Raw genomic sequence first — 17,979 nt, 5'->3', positions numbered from 1 at the left:
TGAAGGTGGACGCTAGGTGCACGTAGAAAATCAGGTGGTAGTAAGTACAGTACTTTATTAAAAGTCTAGGCATTATAACGAAATAGCCGCTGTTATTCAAAGAACAAAATTATAAAGATGTATTCGCATCTTTATTTGTATAATGATGATCAATAAATAAAGCGATAGGTATAACGACAAATGAGATTATAATAAAAGACCAATTACTAATTAATATATAAGGCCCAAATGCTAAAAATGATTGAGGAATGAAAAATACATAAAATATTGCATATAATAGTAATAAAATGACGATATACGTTAATATCCATGTCCAATGAGACTTTGTAAAACATTGCATTTGCACAGTTCGGAATATCATCCATATAAATAGAAAAATGATAAAAATGCCCACTAACACGACAAGAGGAAATGAATATAAATATAATCGTTTCGCACCAATGAAAAAGCCAATAAATCCTTTAAGAAAACAAAATATCCCAAATAACAAGAAAATATGCTGAATAATGTATTTGAAAATATTTAAAACTGTTTCGTTTGGTAATTTTTTGAGTTCCTTTTTGGCATGTGACTTAGGATCATGTTCAAAGAAATCCATGGCGAGTATGCCTTCTTTTTCAGCTTCTAATAATTGATTTAAAATACGATTTAACATTTTTTCAGAATCGTGAGGGTTAACACTTAAATCCGCTCGGACGTATGTCATGTAATTTTCGAATGCATCTCTATCTGTATTATTTAATCGTAAAGCTTTTACATTATTTTCTCGCATTAATTTGTCAGTAGATTTCATTTGAATTTCGCAGTCCTTTTTATAGAATGTAATGATAAGGCTTATTATGACGAATATAACATTATAAATCAACATTACTTTTTAAAGGAGAAAATATGGAGAAACTTACACTTAAACAAAAACAATATATTACTAAAATCGCAGACATACATGAAAGTGAGCTTGCAAAACAAAATGAAGATTATCGGAAAAGTCGTTTATCTGTTGGACTACGTGAAGAAATGATAAATCATGGATTGAAATATAATACAGATATAGTATGGCTTGAAACACAGAAAGAACAACTTATAGGTTTTATTTGGGCACGCTATTTAAATGATTATAATAAAGTGATCATAGAAATGCTTCATGTTAATGAAGCATTTCGTAAACAGGGGATTGCTACGCGTTTTAAAAATGAAGTCGAAGCATGGGCACGAGCACAAGGCGCTCAAAAAATTGAAAGCACAGTGGCCAACCACAATATTCAGATGCAACAATTAAATCTAAATATGGATTATCATGTTAGTAAAGTCATAATGACTAAAAATTTAAGGGTAAATAATGAAGATAATACAGAAAAATGATAAAATTAATTTATTATAATAGCATGAAAAAGGAGTATTTATATGAAAAAGTGTTTAGCACTCATATTAGCATCGACGATTGCATTAACCGCTTGTGGGAAAGATGATGAAAAAGCTTCTTTAGAAAAAGATATTGATAAATTAGAGAAGAAGAATAAAGATTTGAAAAAAGAAAAAGAAAAACTGGAAAAAGAACAAGATAAACTACAAGACCAGTCGAAAAATTTAGAGAAAGAAATCAATGCTGAAACATAAAGCATACGATGTTAAGGCGTTATTCATTACTATTCTTATGTGTAATCTATAGTAAAAATGATTGGCTTTGTTACAAAATTGACGAACGAATTTCCGGAAAAATAAAATATTATTTGTATAACATATAGAAATCACATTTAATGCTATTTTAGATGATATTTCTTTATTTCCTAGGAAATCATTGTATTATGGTTTTAGTAATTGGTATAATGGGTATCATTAAACATAATAAAGATTAATATAAAACATACAAAATAAATTTTTAAAATATGAATTTTGGAATATAGGTCGATTATTATTCAGTAATATTCACTTCATAGGACAAATGTAAGAATGAAGTAGATTAATAAGTCGTCTATATAGAAAGAGGGGTAAGCATTATGCATGAACAAGATTTTAATTTATTAGAAGGTCGTTCAATTACTTTACCTGAATTAGGTAGAGAATTAGAAAGTATTACAGGTAGAGAAATAAAAGATTCAACAGGTGAAATCAAACGCGTGATTGCGCATTTACCTAACTTTGAATCTGATACAGATACGTTTGTTGCTACTTATAAATTAAACCATAAAAATGATTTTATTGATGCAACATTTACTGCACCCAAAAGTGAACGTAATCGCTTAAAAGAAGTAGCTGTTAATCTTGAATTAATTAGCTATATTACAAGAGCATAATCAAATTATAAATAATATTATGGTAGCGCGATATGAAAAGATTCATAACGCGTTACTTTTGTATAGAAAATTATATTTCCAGTATAGAGGTGTAACATATGACAGTTTATATTGAAACTGAACGTTTAAGGTTACGAGACTGGCAAGAGGAAGACTTATTATCATTCCAACAAATGAATGCGAATCAACAAGTTCGTAGATATTTCCCGAGTTTATTAAGTTATCAACGTTCAGAACACGATATGAATAAAATGAATGAAATGATATTAGATGATGGCATTGGTTTATTTGCTGTAGAACTTAAAGAAACCAATGGGTGGTTAGGTTTTATAGGTTTGAATTATGTGACAGAAGAGAGTAAATTTCCATTTGAAGAGTTACCATTTTATGAAATTGGTTGGCGGCTCATTCCAGAAGTTTGGGGCAATGGCTTAGCTACTGAAGGTGCAGAAGCGGTATTGAAGTATGCGAAGGAACAAGGTTTAAATGAGGTATATGCTTTTACTGCGGAAAGTAACGAACCTTCACTCAAAGTGATGGAAAAAATAGGGATGGAAATTTATGATTATTTTGAACATCCAGAATTAAGTAAACATCATCCACTTCATAGACATGTAAGATATTATAAAAACTTAGCTATGTTAGGTGATGAAGGCTTAAGATAAGGTGTTTAATACGATGTGAAGTAAGCAGTTTATCTGAATATGTTAGTGGATTCAATGAGAAAAATTGTGAATATACATGAATTCAGGGTATACATCAACTTTTTTAAAATAATAGATCTCATCATTAGTATTGAACCTAGTGATGAGATTTTCTTTTTTTAATATTACTTAATTTAAAGCAGTGGGTGTTTGAAATTGAATCAATTCACTTAATGATTTTAATGCTTTATCTATATCGTTAACATCTATATATGAATAAGAAAAGCGTATATAATCTTTGGATTTTGTATCATATATTTCTCCGGGATTGATTAAAATTTTGTGTTTTATAGCTTCGTCAAACAATATTTTCATATCAATAGGTACATTTAATTTAAACCATATATAAAAGGAACCTTTTGGTGTTTTCCAAGTGCCTAAAGCACTTAAGTGCGTGTTCAATGAATGTAAAAATACATCTCTTTTCTTTAAAAGTGCGTGCTTCAATTTGATTAAATGTCTTTCATGATAAGAAGGTGTATTGAGGCATTCAGTAGCAACGAATTGTGAAAGTGAACTTGCTCCATAATCATTTTGCATTTTTAAGTCGGCTAAATGTTGTACTACTGAAGGTTTTCCTATAATCCAACCAATTCTCAGGCCAGGACTCACAGTTTTCGACAAACTATTGAGATATAATATATTATCATTATCCTCAAAAGACTTTAATGGAAGTGGACGTTCATCACCAAAATATAAATCGCCATATACATCATCTTCTACAATTGGTATTCCAGCTTTTTTACATTGAATGATTAATTTTTGTTTTTCGTCTATTGTATATGAATGCGTGGTTGGATTATGTAATGTAGGAATACAATAAAAAATACTATTATTGTATGCTGATGTTGCATTAAAAATATTATTAATATTTCTTTTTATTTCAAAAATAGGTATATGTTTAATATCAGCTCTAATATTATGCCAAGTACGTATAGAATTAATGTATGATGGCGTTTCTATAATGATTTTCGATTGTGGGACGAGTAAGCCATCAGCAATTAACTTCAGGCCTTGCAAAGCACCGGAAGTGATACAAATATTCTCCTCATTACATATTATGCCTGATTTTTTTACATGGTTTGATATCGCTTGTCTTAATTTTAAACTACCTTGTGGGTGCTCATAGTTTGTATTAAGTAAGTCTTTTTCGCTTGTAGAAAGAATTGCTTTGAATTTTTCATTTGGAATTAAATCTGGACTAAGTTCTCCAGTGCTTAAGCGAGTTAAATTAGATTCAAACTCTAATTTGTTAATCATTTGTATAAAGTATTGATTGTTTTTTGAACTACTATTACTAATATATTTTTGCCAATTTGTATTGTTATTTATGTAAGTGTTCCACTTGTTGTCTGAAAGATAAAGTCCACTTCTTTCTTTTCCTTCTATAACACCATAACTTTGAAGAATATCTAAAGCTTGTATAATAGTTGAACGGTTTACATCGTAGTAGTTTGCCATTTCTCGTTGCGATGGCAATTTCATACCACGTTTAAATGTCTCATTATTTATTTTTGAAATGATATCATCGACGATTTTTTGTATTTGGGTTTGAACATATATACGCTCCTATATAAAATCTGGTTGGTATTTTAATTAGCTTCTGGTTGGTCCGATTTCCTTGGATTTATTATAGTATAGTACTTATAGACCTTATATTCATATATTTTTAATAGAAAAAGATTTTGAAACTGGTCTGGTTTAATTTTGTAAATTTAAAATTGAGAAATGAGGAATAAACATGTTTCAACCATTAGCTCACGGCTTTTTACTAGCGTTGGGGTTGATTTTACCATTGGGTGCGCAAAATGTATTTGTATTTAATCAAGGTGCCAATCATAAGCGTATATATAAGTCGTTACCCGTAATTATTACAGCAGGTCTGTGTGATACATTTCTTATTGTGTTGGCAGTGTTGGGTGTGTCGGTTATTTTACTCTCATTTCCCATATTGCAAGTTACTATTTATTGTATAGGTTTCTTTTTTTATTATATATGGTTTGGTCGTTATGGAAAGTAAGGCCAGATGAAGTGAAGCGTTATCGACCAATGACAGCGAAGAAGCAAGTTGGTTTTGCGATTTCTGTATCGTTACTGAACCCACATGCAATTATGGACACGATTGGGGTCATTGGAACGAATGGGGCTATTTATGATGGTTTGGATAAAGTCGTGTTTACTATTTCAACTATAGTTATATCATGGGTTTGGTTTTTCTTTTTAGCAATTTCTGGAAAAATGATAGGTAACGTTGATAAAACAGGTAAATACATTCTGATATTAAATAAAGCGTCTGCTATTATCATTTTAATTGTTGCGGCTATGATTCTAAAACAATTAATAACGCTTTTACTATAGGAAGATGTAGTGAAATGAATGTGCGAACTTTTTTGTTAGAAAGCGCATAATAACATAAAAGGAGATAAGATTTGAGAAATCTTATCTCCTTTTTATTGAAGTTTAGGATTTATATCCCAACGTTATATTTTTATACGATATATTTAATCATAAGTTCTAATGCCAAGTGGTTTATAATTGTTTATCGCTTCGAATAGTGATTCTTTCGTATTGCACAAAGGAGCAAGGTTTTTGTATTTAGAATCTATGAAACCTTCTTGAATCATGTGATCTAAAAGTGCTTGTAAGGGCTCGAAAAAACCATTGATATTGAACACGGCAATAGGTTTCTCGTGAATACCGATTTGAGACCAACTATACATTTCGAAAAATTCTTCTAATGAACCTGCGCCACCTGGAGCCATTACAAAAGCATCAGCTAATTCAGCCATTTTATTTTTTCTTTCATGCATAGAATCTACTAGTATCAACTCGCTTAATTTTCCACTTGTGATTTCTTTTTCATTTAACATATTTGGCATGATGCCTACAGCACGACCGCCATGATCTAATACGCCGTCTTGAATAGCGCCCATGATACCTACAGAACCAGCACCAAATATTAATTCATAACCTTGTTCAGCCATATACTTACCTAACTGATAAGCTTCAGTAATATAGGTTTCATCGTTTCCTTTACTGGCACCACAATACACCGCAATACTTTTCATTTTTATTCCTCCTTGTTCGACATCTGATTTGCTATGATAGACGAAAAGATAGCTTCAAATTCAGCTACATCTTGATCAGTAAAAGCTGAGGGGCCTTTTGTACGTCCGCCGCTTCGTCTAAATTGAGCACTCGCATGACGTTGCTCTAATAATGTATCAATATTTTGTTGCGTGTAGATGTAACCTTTATGATGCATAACTATTTTCGTCTTGTTTAAAAGTAAGCTGGCTAAGCCATAGTCTTGTGTGATCACAATGTCACTAGGGCGTACCAGTTTTACAATTCTAAAATCAACAGCGTCTGGTCCATCGTCTACATAGATAATATTCACGTGGTCTGGTTGTACTACTGTAGAAAAGTGACTGAAGCTACGAACAACGGTAACAAAAATGCCTGTCCCTTCAGTCAATTCAATTACTGAATTGGTTACAGGACAAGCATCTCCATCAATAATGACTTGTGTCATTAGGCTTATTTACCATTTTCTTCTTTGTTTTGTTTAACAACACTTTTGGCCACGTAGTCTTTATATTTTTTGAATTCAGATAAGCGTGCTTTTTTGTTTTTCTCTTGCACTTTTTCTTCTTCTTTATGACGTTTGTCTATATTCTTTTGCAGTAATTTATCAAGCTTGCTTACTTCTTTGCGATTTTCTTTTTCTAGTTTTTCGCCTTTTTTCTCTGTTTCATCATCAAGTTTACCTGGAGTTAATCCAACTTTTTCCATGTGTTTATTTGATTTTTTCATGTCTTTGATACGTTGTTTCTTATTATCTTGACGTGCTTTTTCTTCTTCTTTATGACGTTTGTCTATATTTTTTTGCAGAAGTTTGTTCATTTTATCTGCTTCTTTGCGATTTTCTTTTTCTAATTTTTCGCCTTTTTTCTCAATATAGGCTGGATCATGTTCTTTCGCGATACGTTTAAGTTCACGTTTTTGATCCATGTCATGTTTTTTATCTGCAACGTAGTCTTTTGCGTGAGAAGATTTTTCTACAACGTTATCTTTAACGCGTACAGATTTATCTGCAACTGTTTTAGAAGCACTAACTGTTGCGTCACTTGCTTTTTTCACATCAGGATGATCCTTAATACGTTTGCGTTCAACGATTAGCGGTACTAAAAACACAGGTGCTACTGTGATGATTGTTTTGATTAATTGCTTTTTGTCCATACTCGTTGCCTCCATTTACTTTTATACTATCTACACATTACCCTATAATACACGAAAATAAACGCTAAATACAGTCTGTACAGAAAGATATACGTCATTTATGATAGCGATAATAAACAGAAGAGGCTAAGACAAATTTGTGTCTTAGCCTCGATTATTATTTTGGTAGTAGCTAACTTAACTAAAAAGCACTTGCATTCTTTTGCTAGTCAGCTTTATTAATCTGAGTTTATACAACGAAACTTTATTAGAAAAAATTAGATTTCTGTTTCACTGTTTCAAAACATTGAGTTATATTGATGCATAAGCACATAGAGTCCATTGAAATATTATTCGCCTGTAATACCTTGTCCAATACCGAAACCGAAATAAAGGATAGCGATAATAATAACTAAAACAATTCTATATATAGCAAAAGGAATTAATTTAACTTTACTAATTAAGTACAAGAATGTCTTAATTGCAATTAAACCTACAACGAAGGCAGCAATAAAGCCTAATGCATAAAAACCAATATGGTCTAAATGAATATATTCAAAGTTTTTAACAAGTGATAAACCACTAGCTGCTAGCATTACAGGAACAGCCATAATGAAAGTGAAGTCTGATGCTGATTTGTGATCCATCTTCATTAATACACCCGTAGATATTGTAGAACCAGATCTACTGAAACCAGGCCACATTGCAACTGCTTGTGATAGTCCAATTATAAATGCTTGAACATAATTGATTTGGTCAACTGATTGTGGGTTTGTAACTTTTTTACTATAAATATCGGCTATGATCATATAAATAGCGCCAATAAATAATCCAATCATTACAGTTGGTACACTGAATAAGTATTTTTGAATAACGTCATCAAATAATAACCCAAGGATACCTGCAGGAATCATACCGACAATAATATGTAGTAAGTTTAAGCGATTCGGTTTTTGACCAACGCCATCGATAGAAGATGCTCTGTACTTACCAATATGAAGCATTTCGAAATAACGTTCACGGAATACCCATGCACCCGCAAAAACAGAACCAAGTTGTATTACAATTTTAAAGGTAAAAGCTGATTCTGATCCTAAAAATTCACTTGATTTTAACCACATGTCATCGATAAGGATCATGTGACCTGTTGAAGAAACAGGTGCAAACTCTGTTAACCCCTCAACAATACCTAGAATAAGTCCTTTAATCAATTCAAGTATTAACATAATTTACCTACTTTCATATTACTAATTAAATTTCATAGATTTTCATTTTATAATGATAGCACAATAAAAATGTAACGCGCCACATATAAATGTAATTTTAGACTAAAGACTGAGATTAATATAATAAAAGGAATTCAAGCATTGAAAAAGAGAAATTTCTAATTATGTCTGAAATATGAAATTAACATAAAAAAGTACTAATAATAATGAGCGAATTCATTTAATTTTCAATGAATCAGTTTATAATATGTGGCAGGTGATAATTGTGAAAAGATTAACAAATTTAGCATTTAAATATAAAATATACCCAATGTTCATGTTTGTAATCAGTACATTATTAGCTATTACCGTGGTCGTTCAGAATATTTCTATTGCAGAAATTTTAAATGCAATGTTATTAGAAACGAACCAAAATTTGTTAATACTATTACTGTTTACATTATTTATTTTAATCGCACGTGCAACATTTAATACAATAAATCAAATGATAGGTAATCGCATGTCTACAAAAGTGAAATATGATTTGCGACGCCAACTTATTTTAAAACAGTCAAAAGAGCCAATTGGGGTTCAAATGAATACCTTGACTGAAAGTATTGATGGAATTGTTCCATTTTTTAATAGTTATTTCCCACAAGTATTTAAATCAATGATGATTCCATTGTTTATCATTGTTGCTATGTGTTTTATTCATTTAAATACGGCTTTAATTATGATAGTCACTGCACCATTTATTCCTCTTTTTTATATTATTTTTGGATTAAAAACACGTGATGAATCTAAAGATAAAATGACCTATTTAAACCAATTCAGTCAGCAATTTTTAAACAAAGTTAAAGGACTTATCACTTTAAAACTTTTTAATAGAACAGCTCAGACAGAACAAGAATTATATGAAGAAAGTACGACATTCAGGGATTTAACTATGCGTATTTTAAAAAGTGCTTTTCTATCTGGGCTCATGCTTGAATTTATCAGTATGCTAGGGATTGGTCTTGTAGCTTTAGAAGCTGGATTAGGATTAATTTTATTCAATAGTATTGATTTTAAAACAGCTGCGATTGCAATCATATTAGCGCCTGAATTTTATAATGCTATTAAAGATTTGGGACAATCGTTCCACACTGGAAAGCAAAGTGAAGGATCGAGCGATGTGGTTTTCGAATTATTAGATAAACAAGAAAAAGCATTGAAACCTGAAGTGCGTGTTAATGCACAACAATATGCATTAATTAAATTGGCGAATGTTAGCTTTAAATACGATGATGCACAACAAAATGCTTTAAATAATATTAATTTGAATATTTCTAGAGGAGAGCAAATTGCGCTCGTCGGGAAAAGTGGTGCCGGTAAATCTACACTAGCACAGGTTATTGTACAACGTTTCGATGCTCAGTCAGGTGAAGTGACTTATCAAAATGCTAACTTAAAATTAGGCTTTTTAAGTCAAATGCCCTATATCTTTAATGCTTCTATACGCGATAATATTACTATGTTTCAATCTATAGATGAAAACAAAATATTAAAAGTATTAGAAGATGTTGATTTAAAAGAAAAAGTACTATCTTTAAAGGATGGATTAGATACATGGATTGGAGAGGGCGGTGAGATGCTCTCAGGCGGTCAAATGAGGCGTGTAGAACTATCTCGAGTACTAATGATTCAACCAGACGTACTTATCTTTGATGAGCCTGCTACTGGCTTAGATGTGAAAACAGAAAATATTATACAAGATATAATTGCACAACAATTTGTAGATACAACTGTAATTACGATTGCACATAGAGAAAATACTATTAAAAATGCTGATAGACGTATATATATTGAAAATGGCTATTTGACATCGATAGATACACGAGAGAGAAGAAACAATGATAAAGGTGGTGACGTAACATGAAGCCACATATTCAATTTAAAATAGATAGAGATTTGATACTTTCGATTATTGTGGGTGTTCTAGGAAGTTTAGTAGCACTTAGCATGTTCTTTTTAAGTGGTTATATGGTAACGCAAAGTGCGCTGGGTGCTCCGTTATTTGCATTAATGGTTCTGATAGCTTCAGTAAAATTATTTGGATTTATAAGAGCAATTGCCAGATATATTGAAAGATTGTTATCACATAGAGCGACTTTTACAATGCTTAGAAACGTTAGGGTTCAATTTTTTAAACATTTAATTCCGGTGGTTCCCGACGTATATCGAAAATTTAATTCCAGTGATTTAATCGCACGAATGATTGGCAGAGTTGAAGCACTGCAAAATATATACTTGCGTGTTTATTATCCACCTGTAGTAATCGGCGTTACAGCAATCATTTCTACAATCGTAATGATTTACTTCTCATATGTACATGCAATTATCATATGTATTAGTATGATTGCTACCTTAGTAGTAATACCATGGTTAAGTGCTAAGCGTGCACGTATATTGAAAAGACAAGTTAACGACGTTCAAGGTGATTTTTTAAACCGATTTTATGATTATAAAGAAGGTTATGAAGAGTTGGATCGTTTTGGTCGAACAGAATTTTACAAAAAACAAGTGCTTAATCAATTGAATGACTATGAAGCAGCTCAAGCAAAAGAGCAACGATTTTTATCGTTATACGAATATAGTCTAAATATTGTTTCGATGATTGCATTATTTTTCACACTGTATTTAGGTGTGGTTCAAGTACAAAATCAAGAATTAGACGTTGTTTATTTAACAAGTATTGTATTAATGATGTTAACACTTTTTGAACAGGCCATACCTATGAGCAATGTAGCTTACTTTAAAGCGGATACTGACGAAGCTTTCCATGATATTAATGAAGTGATTGCTCATCCTATGAAGCAGGGCGAGGAAGCAATGCATTTAGAAGTTTTACCTACCGAGCCGTTGTACGAGGTTCGAGACCTCAACTTCAAATATTGGAACCAAGCAAGTTATGTATTACAAGATATCCAATTATCCATTGATAAAGGCGAACATGTTGCTATTATTGGGCCTTCAGGATCCGGTAAAAGTTCGTTATTGCAACTCATGTTAGGTTTGTATCAAAGTGATAAAGGGGAGATATTATTAAATCATCAAGATATTACAAATATCGTAGATGAAGAAAAATATAGTCAAATCAATGCCCTATTACAAACACAACAGTTATTTGATGGCACAGTGAGAGAGAACTTGTTTACTGAAAAAGATGATGCTGAGCTACGCAACATTTTAGTTGATTTAGGTTTGGGTCATATCGATTTAGATAGAGAGATTACCATATCTGGTAATACATTATCAGGTGGTGAAATACAAAGACTTGGAATTGCAAGATTATTATTAAGAGATGCACCAATTTGGATTATGGATGAACCTACTACAGCACTCGACATATATCATACAGATAGCGTAATGGATAGCATTCATGCCAAAGCTCAAACCTTAGTTGTTGCAACTCATGATTTAAGGTTGCTACCGTATTTTGATAAAATTGTAGTTATGAGTGAAGGGGAAATCGTAGAAACTGGTAGTTATCCATCTCTAATTAAAGCAAGAGGCTATTTATATCAAATGGTTGAGATGAATGTTTCATAAACGAAAAGTTACATTATTTTGCTTATAAGTAAAAAAAATGGAGCTCAAACACAAATGTGTTTAAGCTCTCATCATAAATCAAGTATATTTAATGAATAAATTTTGATAGAAGAACTATCTAATATTTACCATTGCCATTGAAAAATTATTTTGCTTTTTCTTCTGTGAAGGCAGTGATTACTTTTGAAAGTAATCGATTTAGTTCTTTAGATTCATCTGAGCTTAATGAAGATGCTACTGCAACGTCTTGACAAGCTGTATCTAATTCAGGGCGAATTGCTTCGCTCTTATCAGTTAAATGAATGAATACTTCACGTTGATCGATTTCAGAACGCTCGCGTTTGATTAGGTCAACTTGTTCCATTCTTTTAAGTAATGGAGATACAGTACCAGTATCAAGTGCCAATTCAGTAACGACTTTCTTAACATTGACAGGTGAATCAGCCCATAAGATTGTTAAAACTAAAAACTGTGGATAAGTCAGTTTGTATTTCTTAAAGACATTATTTGAGTAATAGCGATTTACTTGTCTTTGAGCATTATACAAACTGAAACAAAGTTGTTCTTTTAAATTAAGTGGTTCAGACATAAAGTTCTCCTCCAGACATTCTATCCGTTTTCTTCTGTATCGGACCTGAATCCGTCTTATGATGTGTGTGTGACACTTCCTCAAAACACTTTTGCACTGTGCCATGCTAAAATGTAGTGTACGTATAAAGTTTAGAAGAAATCTAAAGTTTTATCAAGTAAAAGTTTAATTATACGAATAATTGTACTTTTATGCAGACATTTGTATTAAGAAATGAGTGGTTATATGAAAAAAATTAAAAATCCAAAAACGTCAATTACAATCATAACAGGTTTTTTAGGTAGTGGAAAAACTACTTTTCTCAGTAATTATGTAAAATATTTACTAAGTAATGATGAAAACCCGAGTATCATCGTAAATGAATACGGCAATTTAGATGTAGATAGCCGTGCAATCGGCGATGATATTGAGGTTGCGTCAATATTAAATGGTTGCGTATGTTGTGACTTGCAACAAGATTTAATAAAACAATTAAAACATTTTCTAAACAAAAGTGCAATGCACCACATTATTATTGAAGCGACAGGTATAGCACATCCAATCGAAATTATTGCGGCATGTCAAGATCCTGAAATCATTGCAAACGTTAATCCACCAGTCGTTATTGGCTTAGTTGACGCTCCAAGATTTTTGACCAGAGCCCAATATAGTCATAGTACAACACAATTGATGGAAGAACAATTATCTGCGAGCCATACAGTTGTAGTCAATAAAATGGATTTGATTGATGAAGTAGAGCGGGAACGTATAAATGAAACTTTTGAAATTAATCCATATGCGCCGATCTTCTATACGAGTTATGCAAATTTAGATATGGAACAATTAATTTCAGTTACAAAAAATGAAGGACAAAATATGAAACAACATACACATTATCATGGGATTAATAGTATGCAATATCAGTTTACTGGACCAATAGATAGGCAACTATTCTATCAATTTATTTTACGGTTGCCAGATAATGTTTTAAGATTAAAGGGATACGTTAAGTTTCGTGATATGCCAAATGATACATATGAATTTCAATATGCGTTTGGTTTGCCAGACTATCAAGTTATCGATGCATCCATGCCTTTAACCATTGTGCTTATTGGCGAACAAATAGATGTTAATCGCATACGCAACCAATTAGACATGCTACAATTCACTTAATTTTTTAAATACTAAAAGGGGTGTTGGTAATATGGATAAAGTAAAGATTAATCAGCATGTTTCATTTTCAAAGGTAATACAAGGTTTCTGGAGAGCAAAAGATTGGCAGTGGACGCCACAACAATTAAATCGTTATCTCAATGAATTAGTAGAACGTGGTATTACTACTATGGATCATGCTGATATATATGGTGGATACTCATGTGAAGGCCTATTTGGAGAGGCACTGAAATTATCTCCTCAATTACGTGAACAAATGGAGATTGTTACTAAATGTGGCATTGTGTTGCCTTCAGAACGTATACATGGAGCAAACGGTCACCGTTATGATCATAGTAAGCATCATATTCGAACGTCTGTAGATCGTTCTCTGCAAGAGTTGCAAGTAGATCATCTGGATTCACTACTTATTCACAGACCGTCACCATTAATGGATCCTCAAGAAGTGACTGAAGCAATCACTGCGTTGGTTAATGAAGGGAAAGTGAAATCATTTGGTGTTTCTAATTTTAATAAATCAGAATATGATTTATTGAGCAAACATCTTGTTTCTGATAAGTTGCATATTACATTAAACCAATTAGAAATTTCGCCATATACTATAGATGTACTTGAAAATGGTTTGATGAATCATATGTATAAAGATAATGTTAAAATGATGTCATGGAGTCCTATGGCAGGCGGTAAATTGTTCGATTTAGAAGATGAAAAATCTGTTCGAATTATGGCCGTAATTTCACCCTTGGCACAAAAATATCATTCTAGTGTGAATGGCATTGTCATGGCATGGTTAAATAAACACCCAGCAACAATCATGCCTGTATTAGGTACTCATAAAATAGAACGTATTGACGAAGCAATCGAAGGTTTAGAAGTAACAATTACAGATCAAGAATGGTTTGATATTTATACAGCTTCCCTAGGCCACGATATCCCTTAAAGTACATGTTGAAGGAGCGAAACTCATGAATACACAGAACGAACAACATCAAAGAAATCAACTTAAATTTCAACGTAATTTTATTAATTTCCCCTTTTTAGGATTTGCACTTGTCATCGCAATTTTAAATTTAGCATTCCCTGATATAACTTTAATGATGACGCTATTTGGGCTGTTTTTCTTTTATAACGCGGGTATATTATTTGTAGCATTTATAAAACATTACAAGCGTACTGCATTATTATCATTAATATTAACGGTTTTATCTATGGCATTATTCGCTGCATCACTTTATTTATATGCAGCGGCAAATAATTTATTTTAATTTATGAACGTCCAAAGTAATAAATATCATGTATTATCGAACAAAATAGGAGGAAGTAAATGGAACAGTGGATTACACAATTTATGGAGCAATATGGATATTGGGGCATAGGCCTACTTATCTTTTTAGAAAATATATTTCCACCAATTCCATCTGAAATCATTTTAACATTCGGTGGTTTTATGACTACCCAATCTGGCTTAGGCTATACTGGCGTTTTAATTACCTCGACAATTGGTTCTGTAGTCGGAGCAATTGTGTTATATGGTATAGGCGCTTGGATTGGTGAACGTAATTTGTACCGTATTGTAGATAAATATGGAAAGATTTTGCGTTTAAAGACGAAAGATTTAGATAAGACAATTCAATGGTTTGAAAAATATGGTTATTGGACAGTCTTTTTCTGTCGCTTTATTCCTTTATTGAGAAGTTTAATTTCAATACCTGCTGGTTTAACGCGTATGAATATCCCCTTATTCATACTATTTACTACGGTAGGTACTATTATTTGGAACGCAGTATTAATTTATTTAGGCCAAGCTGTAGGTGGTAATTGGCACACAATTGTTTATTATATGGATATATATTCTCGTATTATTTATATTATTTTAGCTATTTTAATTATTTTTGTTATTTGGAAATGGTTCAAACGACAAAGAAAGCAAAAATAAGATTGATATTACCCCTAAATTAAATTTAAGGTTCTTATGATTTAAATAGCGCGATACATAATTTGGATGTTATAATAAACATACAATATGTATTGACGATATAGGGGGATTGCATTATGACAAAGCAAAAAGTTTCGATTATAGGTGCTGGAAATACTGGCGCAACATTAGCTTTTATTGTGGCCCAACAAGAACTCGCAGATGTCGTACTCATAGACCGTCCGGAGAGTGAAGGCCTTGTGAAAGGAAAAGCACTAGATATATTGGAAAGTAGTCCGATATACGGTTTCGACGTTAGTGTAACAGGATCTATTGATTATGCTGATTCAGCCAACTCTGATGTAGTTGTCATCACTGCCGGTGTGGCACGCAAACCTGGTATGAGTCGTGATGACTTAGTTCAAATCAACGAAGCTGTGATGCATGATGTAACAAAAGAAATTGTAAAACATTCACCTGGATGTAAAATAATCGTGCTTACAAATCCTGTAGATGCCATGACTTATTCTGTATTACAAGCCTCTGGATTTCCAAAGGAACGTGTAATCGGACAGTCGGGGGTCTTAGATACAGCTAGATACCAAACATTTATTGCAGAAGCACTCAATGTATCGGTTAAAGATATCAGAGGATTGGTATTGGGTGGCCATGGAGATACGATGTTACCTTTAATAGCATCAACAAATGTAAACGGCGTGCCTCTGAAGAAACTTTTGAACGATTCGCAAATTACACAAATTGTAGAACGTACGCGAAAAGGTGGCGCAGAAATCGTAGAATTACTTGGAAATGGTTCAGCGTATTATGCACCTGCATCCGCAGTCTATAGTATGGTTGAAGCAATTTTAAAAGATCAGAAACGTTTATTACCAAGTATTGCACTATTAGAGGGAGAATACAGTTTCTCTGATATATGTTTAGGTGTACCAACGATTTTAGGATCTAAAGGTATAGAGCGTATCGTAGAATTACAATTATCTGAAGATGAACAAGCACAATTACAAGTTTCTGCAAACGCAGTTACAGAAGTAAAACAATCACTCAAACAATAAACAATATTGGAATAAACTAGGAAAGATGATTAGAATTATGAGGCTGAGACAAAATACATGTTTCAGTCTCAATTATTAAATTGGCAGTGGCTGACTCAATTGAAAATACGTTTATGCAAGAGCTTCAGCGATTTCGCTCTTGTATTCTTTTTCTAGGCAGACTTGTGGTCGAGTAGTTAAGGTCAAATTACAACTTTTGATTTATGTATTAATGTTCCATTTTATTTCAATACAAAAAGAGGGCTGTTAAGTTTCCGTTATGGAAACTTAACAGCCCTTTATTCAACTTAAAGTTATATTCTAGATTTACTTATATTTATAATCAAAATTCAAATTAATTACAATCTAAAAATACAGATGTATAAAGCAACATATTCAAAGAACGTTAGTATATACATGTATTTTAGCCTTAATCTTATTTTTTTAGGTACGTTCCAATTAGGAAAGTGGCGTTCATAATAAAATAATTGTAGATAAAATAATCCAATACCTAAAGGCAGACACATGAGTATGATACTGCGTGTATATGAAAATCCTATATCATGCAATAGATGCCCAATAATTAATTGGAATACGATAAGCACAATAAGCAAAATTATAATGTTAAATGTCATCTTGCACTTCGTACTCCTTTCGCAAATAAAATTAGTAAGCCTTGTAATACTACAAGCAACAGCACAAAGCCTATTACTTCAAGATTTAAATTTGACCATACTTCATTGATAATGCGAAGCGGTTCATTAATAAGATAGACTGAATGTAAACGCAAGAAACGTCCAATATAAATGCCTAAACCGTTTAAAAACATCATTGCAATGATTATTGTTCTATTTAACCAGAGGTGAGGCGTGAATTTTTCCATTTCTAAAAACATTAAAATTAATAGATACAGTGCAAGTAACACTGCTGATACTAGAAAAGTGAAATATGCCCATTCTACTAATATTAAACCTTGATAGAAATTGAATGTAAATTGATTTAAGTGAATTAAATCTGTAACCATATAAAGTGTGTTAGGTACCATAAATAAGAAAATAAGGGCAAAAATAATAAATAGTGGCCATTCGTATTTATGTACAGGTTTAAATAGATTTAAGAGTAAGCATAGTTCAAATGGCACATATGCTAGAAATAAATTTAAAGTCATAAATTGATAATACTCATTAAAGAAAATAGAAATGATCATTAATATTAGAAATACCGTTCTAGCGATATAACGAGCCTTCATAAATACACCT

At 32.0% G+C, this 17,979-nt stretch carries 20 protein-coding genes and 1 pseudogene; 12 read left to right on the top strand and 9 right to left on the bottom strand.

Annotated features, from left to right (window positions below; genetic code table 11):
• Nucleotides 1-109 precede the first annotated feature (109 nt).
• Nucleotides 110-793 (bottom strand): DUF1129 family protein, encoded by a 684-nt coding sequence (locus tag ACP3TL_RS09005; RefSeq protein WP_069832660.1) that lies wholly within the window; start codon nt 791-793, stop codon nt 110-112.
• A 95-nt stretch (nt 794-888) separates the two neighbouring features.
• Here ACP3TL_RS09005 and ACP3TL_RS09000 point away from each other — a divergent pair, with 95 nt between their 5' ends.
• The 4 genes from ACP3TL_RS09000 to ACP3TL_RS08985 all read left to right on the top strand — a co-directional run bounded on the left by ACP3TL_RS09000 (nt 889) and on the right by ACP3TL_RS08985 (nt 2,956).
• Nucleotides 889-1,359 carry a GNAT family N-acetyltransferase gene (locus ACP3TL_RS09000; RefSeq protein ID WP_069832661.1) on the top strand — a complete coding sequence of 157 codons (471 nt, stop codon included), beginning with the start codon at nt 889-891 and terminating at the stop codon, nt 1,357-1,359.
• A 42-nt stretch (nt 1,360-1,401) separates the two neighbouring features.
• Nucleotides 1,402-1,614: an SA0632 family lipoprotein gene (locus ACP3TL_RS08995; protein WP_069815252.1), complete on the top strand. Its 213-nt coding sequence runs from the start codon at nt 1,402-1,404 to the stop codon at nt 1,612-1,614.
• A 380-nt stretch (nt 1,615-1,994) separates the two neighbouring features.
• The gene (locus ACP3TL_RS08990) at nt 1,995-2,291 is read left to right on the top strand and encodes a hypothetical protein (protein ID WP_069832662.1); all 297 of its coding nucleotides are present in this window, start codon (nt 1,995-1,997) and stop codon (nt 2,289-2,291) included.
• 98 nt (nt 2,292-2,389) lie between these two features.
• Nucleotides 2,390-2,956 carry a GNAT family N-acetyltransferase gene (locus ACP3TL_RS08985; RefSeq protein ID WP_069832663.1) on the top strand — a complete coding sequence of 189 codons (567 nt, stop codon included), beginning with the start codon at nt 2,390-2,392 and terminating at the stop codon, nt 2,954-2,956.
• A gap of 168 nt (nt 2,957-3,124) precedes the next feature.
• On the opposite strand, the gene ACP3TL_RS08980 is transcribed toward ACP3TL_RS08985, so the two are convergent.
• Nucleotides 3,125-4,558, bottom strand: coding sequence for an aminotransferase-like domain-containing protein (locus tag ACP3TL_RS08980; RefSeq protein ID WP_069832664.1), 1,434 nt, complete (start codon nt 4,556-4,558; stop codon nt 3,125-3,127).
• 178 nt (nt 4,559-4,736) lie between these two features.
• Here ACP3TL_RS08980 and ACP3TL_RS08975 point away from each other — a divergent pair.
• Nucleotides 4,737-5,353 (top strand): annotated as a pseudogene (locus tag ACP3TL_RS08975) (LysE/ArgO family amino acid transporter).
• Between the two features lie 143 nt (nt 5,354-5,496).
• Here ACP3TL_RS08975 and ACP3TL_RS08970 read toward each other — a convergent pair.
• The 4 genes from ACP3TL_RS08970 to ACP3TL_RS08955 all read right to left on the bottom strand — a co-directional run bounded on the left by ACP3TL_RS08970 (nt 5,497) and on the right by ACP3TL_RS08955 (nt 8,442).
• On the bottom strand, nt 5,497-6,063 hold the full coding sequence (locus ACP3TL_RS08970; RefSeq protein WP_002508350.1) for an LOG family protein: 567 nt from the start codon (nt 6,061-6,063) through the stop codon (nt 5,497-5,499).
• A 2-nt stretch (nt 6,064-6,065) separates the two neighbouring features.
• Nucleotides 6,066-6,530: a YaiI/YqxD family protein gene (locus tag ACP3TL_RS08965; protein WP_069815257.1), complete on the bottom strand. Its 465-nt coding sequence runs from the start codon at nt 6,528-6,530 to the stop codon at nt 6,066-6,068.
• 5 nt (nt 6,531-6,535) lie between these two features.
• Nucleotides 6,536-7,237, bottom strand: a complete 702-nt coding sequence (locus tag ACP3TL_RS08960; RefSeq protein WP_021339403.1) for a hypothetical protein — start codon at nt 7,235-7,237, stop codon at nt 6,536-6,538.
• A gap of 329 nt (nt 7,238-7,566) precedes the next feature.
• A complete protein-coding gene (locus tag ACP3TL_RS08955; protein WP_069815260.1) occupies nt 7,567-8,442 on the bottom strand; it encodes an undecaprenyl-diphosphate phosphatase in 876 nt (291 codons plus the stop codon).
• A 265-nt stretch (nt 8,443-8,707) separates the two neighbouring features.
• Here ACP3TL_RS08955 and ACP3TL_RS08950 point away from each other — a divergent pair, with 265 nt between their 5' ends.
• Entirely contained in the window at nt 8,708-10,339 is a 1,632-nt protein-coding gene (locus ACP3TL_RS08950) for an ABC transporter ATP-binding protein/permease (protein ID WP_069832666.1), read from the top strand.
• Nucleotides 10,336-12,012 (top strand): thiol reductant ABC exporter subunit CydC, encoded by a 1,677-nt coding sequence (cydC, locus tag ACP3TL_RS08945; protein ID WP_069832667.1) that lies wholly within the window; start codon nt 10,336-10,338, stop codon nt 12,010-12,012. Before ACP3TL_RS08950 ends, cydC begins: the two co-directional genes overlap by 4 nt.
• A gap of 145 nt (nt 12,013-12,157) precedes the next feature.
• Here cydC and mgrA read toward each other — a convergent pair whose 3' ends face one another.
• A complete protein-coding gene (mgrA, locus tag ACP3TL_RS08940) occupies nt 12,158-12,601 on the bottom strand; it encodes a global transcriptional regulator MgrA (RefSeq protein WP_069815266.1) in 444 nt (147 codons plus the stop codon).
• Nucleotides 12,602-12,826: 225 nt separating this feature from the next.
• Between mgrA and ACP3TL_RS08935 the strand changes: the two genes are divergently transcribed.
• The 5 genes from ACP3TL_RS08935 (at nt 12,827) to mdh (ending at nt 16,741) form a co-directional block, all read left to right on the top strand.
• A complete protein-coding gene (locus tag ACP3TL_RS08935) occupies nt 12,827-13,753 on the top strand; it encodes a CobW family GTP-binding protein (RefSeq protein ID WP_069832668.1) in 927 nt (308 codons plus the stop codon).
• A gap of 31 nt (nt 13,754-13,784) precedes the next feature.
• The gene (locus ACP3TL_RS08930; protein WP_069832669.1) at nt 13,785-14,693 is read left to right on the top strand and encodes an aldo/keto reductase; all 909 of its coding nucleotides are present in this window, start codon (nt 13,785-13,787) and stop codon (nt 14,691-14,693) included.
• A 25-nt stretch (nt 14,694-14,718) separates the two neighbouring features.
• Nucleotides 14,719-15,018 (top strand): hypothetical protein, encoded by a 300-nt coding sequence (locus tag ACP3TL_RS08925; protein ID WP_069815272.1) that lies wholly within the window; start codon nt 14,719-14,721, stop codon nt 15,016-15,018.
• Nucleotides 15,019-15,077: 59 nt separating this feature from the next.
• Nucleotides 15,078-15,689, top strand: a complete 612-nt coding sequence (locus ACP3TL_RS08920) for a DedA family protein (protein ID WP_069832670.1) — start codon at nt 15,078-15,080, stop codon at nt 15,687-15,689.
• Nucleotides 15,690-15,805: 116 nt separating this feature from the next.
• Nucleotides 15,806-16,741, top strand: a complete 936-nt coding sequence (gene mdh, locus ACP3TL_RS08915; protein WP_069832671.1) for a malate dehydrogenase — start codon at nt 15,806-15,808, stop codon at nt 16,739-16,741.
• Nucleotides 16,742-17,079: 338 nt separating this feature from the next.
• On the opposite strand, the gene ACP3TL_RS08910 is transcribed toward mdh, so the two are convergent.
• Complete coding sequence (locus tag ACP3TL_RS08910; protein ID WP_081325302.1) at nt 17,080-17,355, bottom strand: hypothetical protein; 276 nt, start codon at nt 17,353-17,355, stop codon at nt 17,080-17,082.
• The gene (locus ACP3TL_RS08905) at nt 17,352-17,969 is read right to left on the bottom strand and encodes a DUF1361 domain-containing protein (protein WP_069832672.1); all 618 of its coding nucleotides are present in this window, start codon (nt 17,967-17,969) and stop codon (nt 17,352-17,354) included. The genes ACP3TL_RS08910 and ACP3TL_RS08905 overlap by 4 nt, the downstream gene beginning before the upstream one ends.
• Between the last annotated feature and the right edge of the window lie 10 nt (nt 17,970-17,979).

It is taken from the genome of Staphylococcus caseorum (genome assembly GCF_049943195.1).
Classification (GTDB): domain Bacteria; phylum Bacillota; class Bacilli; order Staphylococcales; family Staphylococcaceae; genus Staphylococcus; species Staphylococcus equorum_A.
Note: the sequence above shows the minus strand (reverse complement) of the source record. Positions and strands in the feature narration are given on the sequence as shown.

Bases quoted from the DNA above. Each gene is read 5' to 3' on its own strand.
- ACP3TL_RS09005 (WP_069832660.1), bottom strand. From the start codon at position 793: ATGAAATCTACTGACAAATTAATGCGAGAAAATAATGTAAAAGCTTTA.
- ACP3TL_RS09000 (WP_069832661.1), top strand. From the start codon at position 889: ATGGAGAAACTTACACTTAAACAAAAACAATATATTACTAAAATCGCA.
- ACP3TL_RS08995 (WP_069815252.1), top strand. From the start codon at position 1,402: ATGAAAAAGTGTTTAGCACTCATATTAGCATCGACGATTGCATTAACC.
- ACP3TL_RS08990 (WP_069832662.1), top strand. From the start codon at position 1,995: ATGCATGAACAAGATTTTAATTTATTAGAAGGTCGTTCAATTACTTTA.
- ACP3TL_RS08985 (WP_069832663.1), top strand. From the start codon at position 2,390: ATGACAGTTTATATTGAAACTGAACGTTTAAGGTTACGAGACTGGCAA.
- ACP3TL_RS08970 (WP_002508350.1), bottom strand. From the start codon at position 6,063: ATGAAAAGTATTGCGGTGTATTGTGGTGCCAGTAAAGGAAACGATGAA.
- ACP3TL_RS08965 (WP_069815257.1), bottom strand. From the start codon at position 6,530: ATGACACAAGTCATTATTGATGGAGATGCTTGTCCTGTAACCAATTCA.
- ACP3TL_RS08960 (WP_021339403.1), bottom strand. From the start codon at position 7,237: ATGGACAAAAAGCAATTAATCAAAACAATCATCACAGTAGCACCTGTG.
- ACP3TL_RS08955 (WP_069815260.1), bottom strand. From the start codon at position 8,442: ATGTTAATACTTGAATTGATTAAAGGACTTATTCTAGGTATTGTTGAG.
- cydC (WP_069832667.1), top strand. From the start codon at position 10,336: ATGAAGCCACATATTCAATTTAAAATAGATAGAGATTTGATACTTTCG.
- mgrA (WP_069815266.1), bottom strand. From the start codon at position 12,601: ATGTCTGAACCACTTAATTTAAAAGAACAACTTTGTTTCAGTTTGTAT.
- ACP3TL_RS08935 (WP_069832668.1), top strand. From the start codon at position 12,827: ATGAAAAAAATTAAAAATCCAAAAACGTCAATTACAATCATAACAGGT.
- ACP3TL_RS08930 (WP_069832669.1), top strand. From the start codon at position 13,785: ATGGATAAAGTAAAGATTAATCAGCATGTTTCATTTTCAAAGGTAATA.
- ACP3TL_RS08925 (WP_069815272.1), top strand. From the start codon at position 14,719: ATGAATACACAGAACGAACAACATCAAAGAAATCAACTTAAATTTCAA.
- ACP3TL_RS08920 (WP_069832670.1), top strand. From the start codon at position 15,078: ATGGAACAGTGGATTACACAATTTATGGAGCAATATGGATATTGGGGC.
- mdh (WP_069832671.1), top strand. From the start codon at position 15,806: ATGACAAAGCAAAAAGTTTCGATTATAGGTGCTGGAAATACTGGCGCA.
- ACP3TL_RS08910 (WP_081325302.1), bottom strand. From the start codon at position 17,355: ATGACATTTAACATTATAATTTTGCTTATTGTGCTTATCGTATTCCAA.
- ACP3TL_RS08905 (WP_069832672.1), bottom strand. From the start codon at position 17,969: ATGAAGGCTCGTTATATCGCTAGAACGGTATTTCTAATATTAATGATC.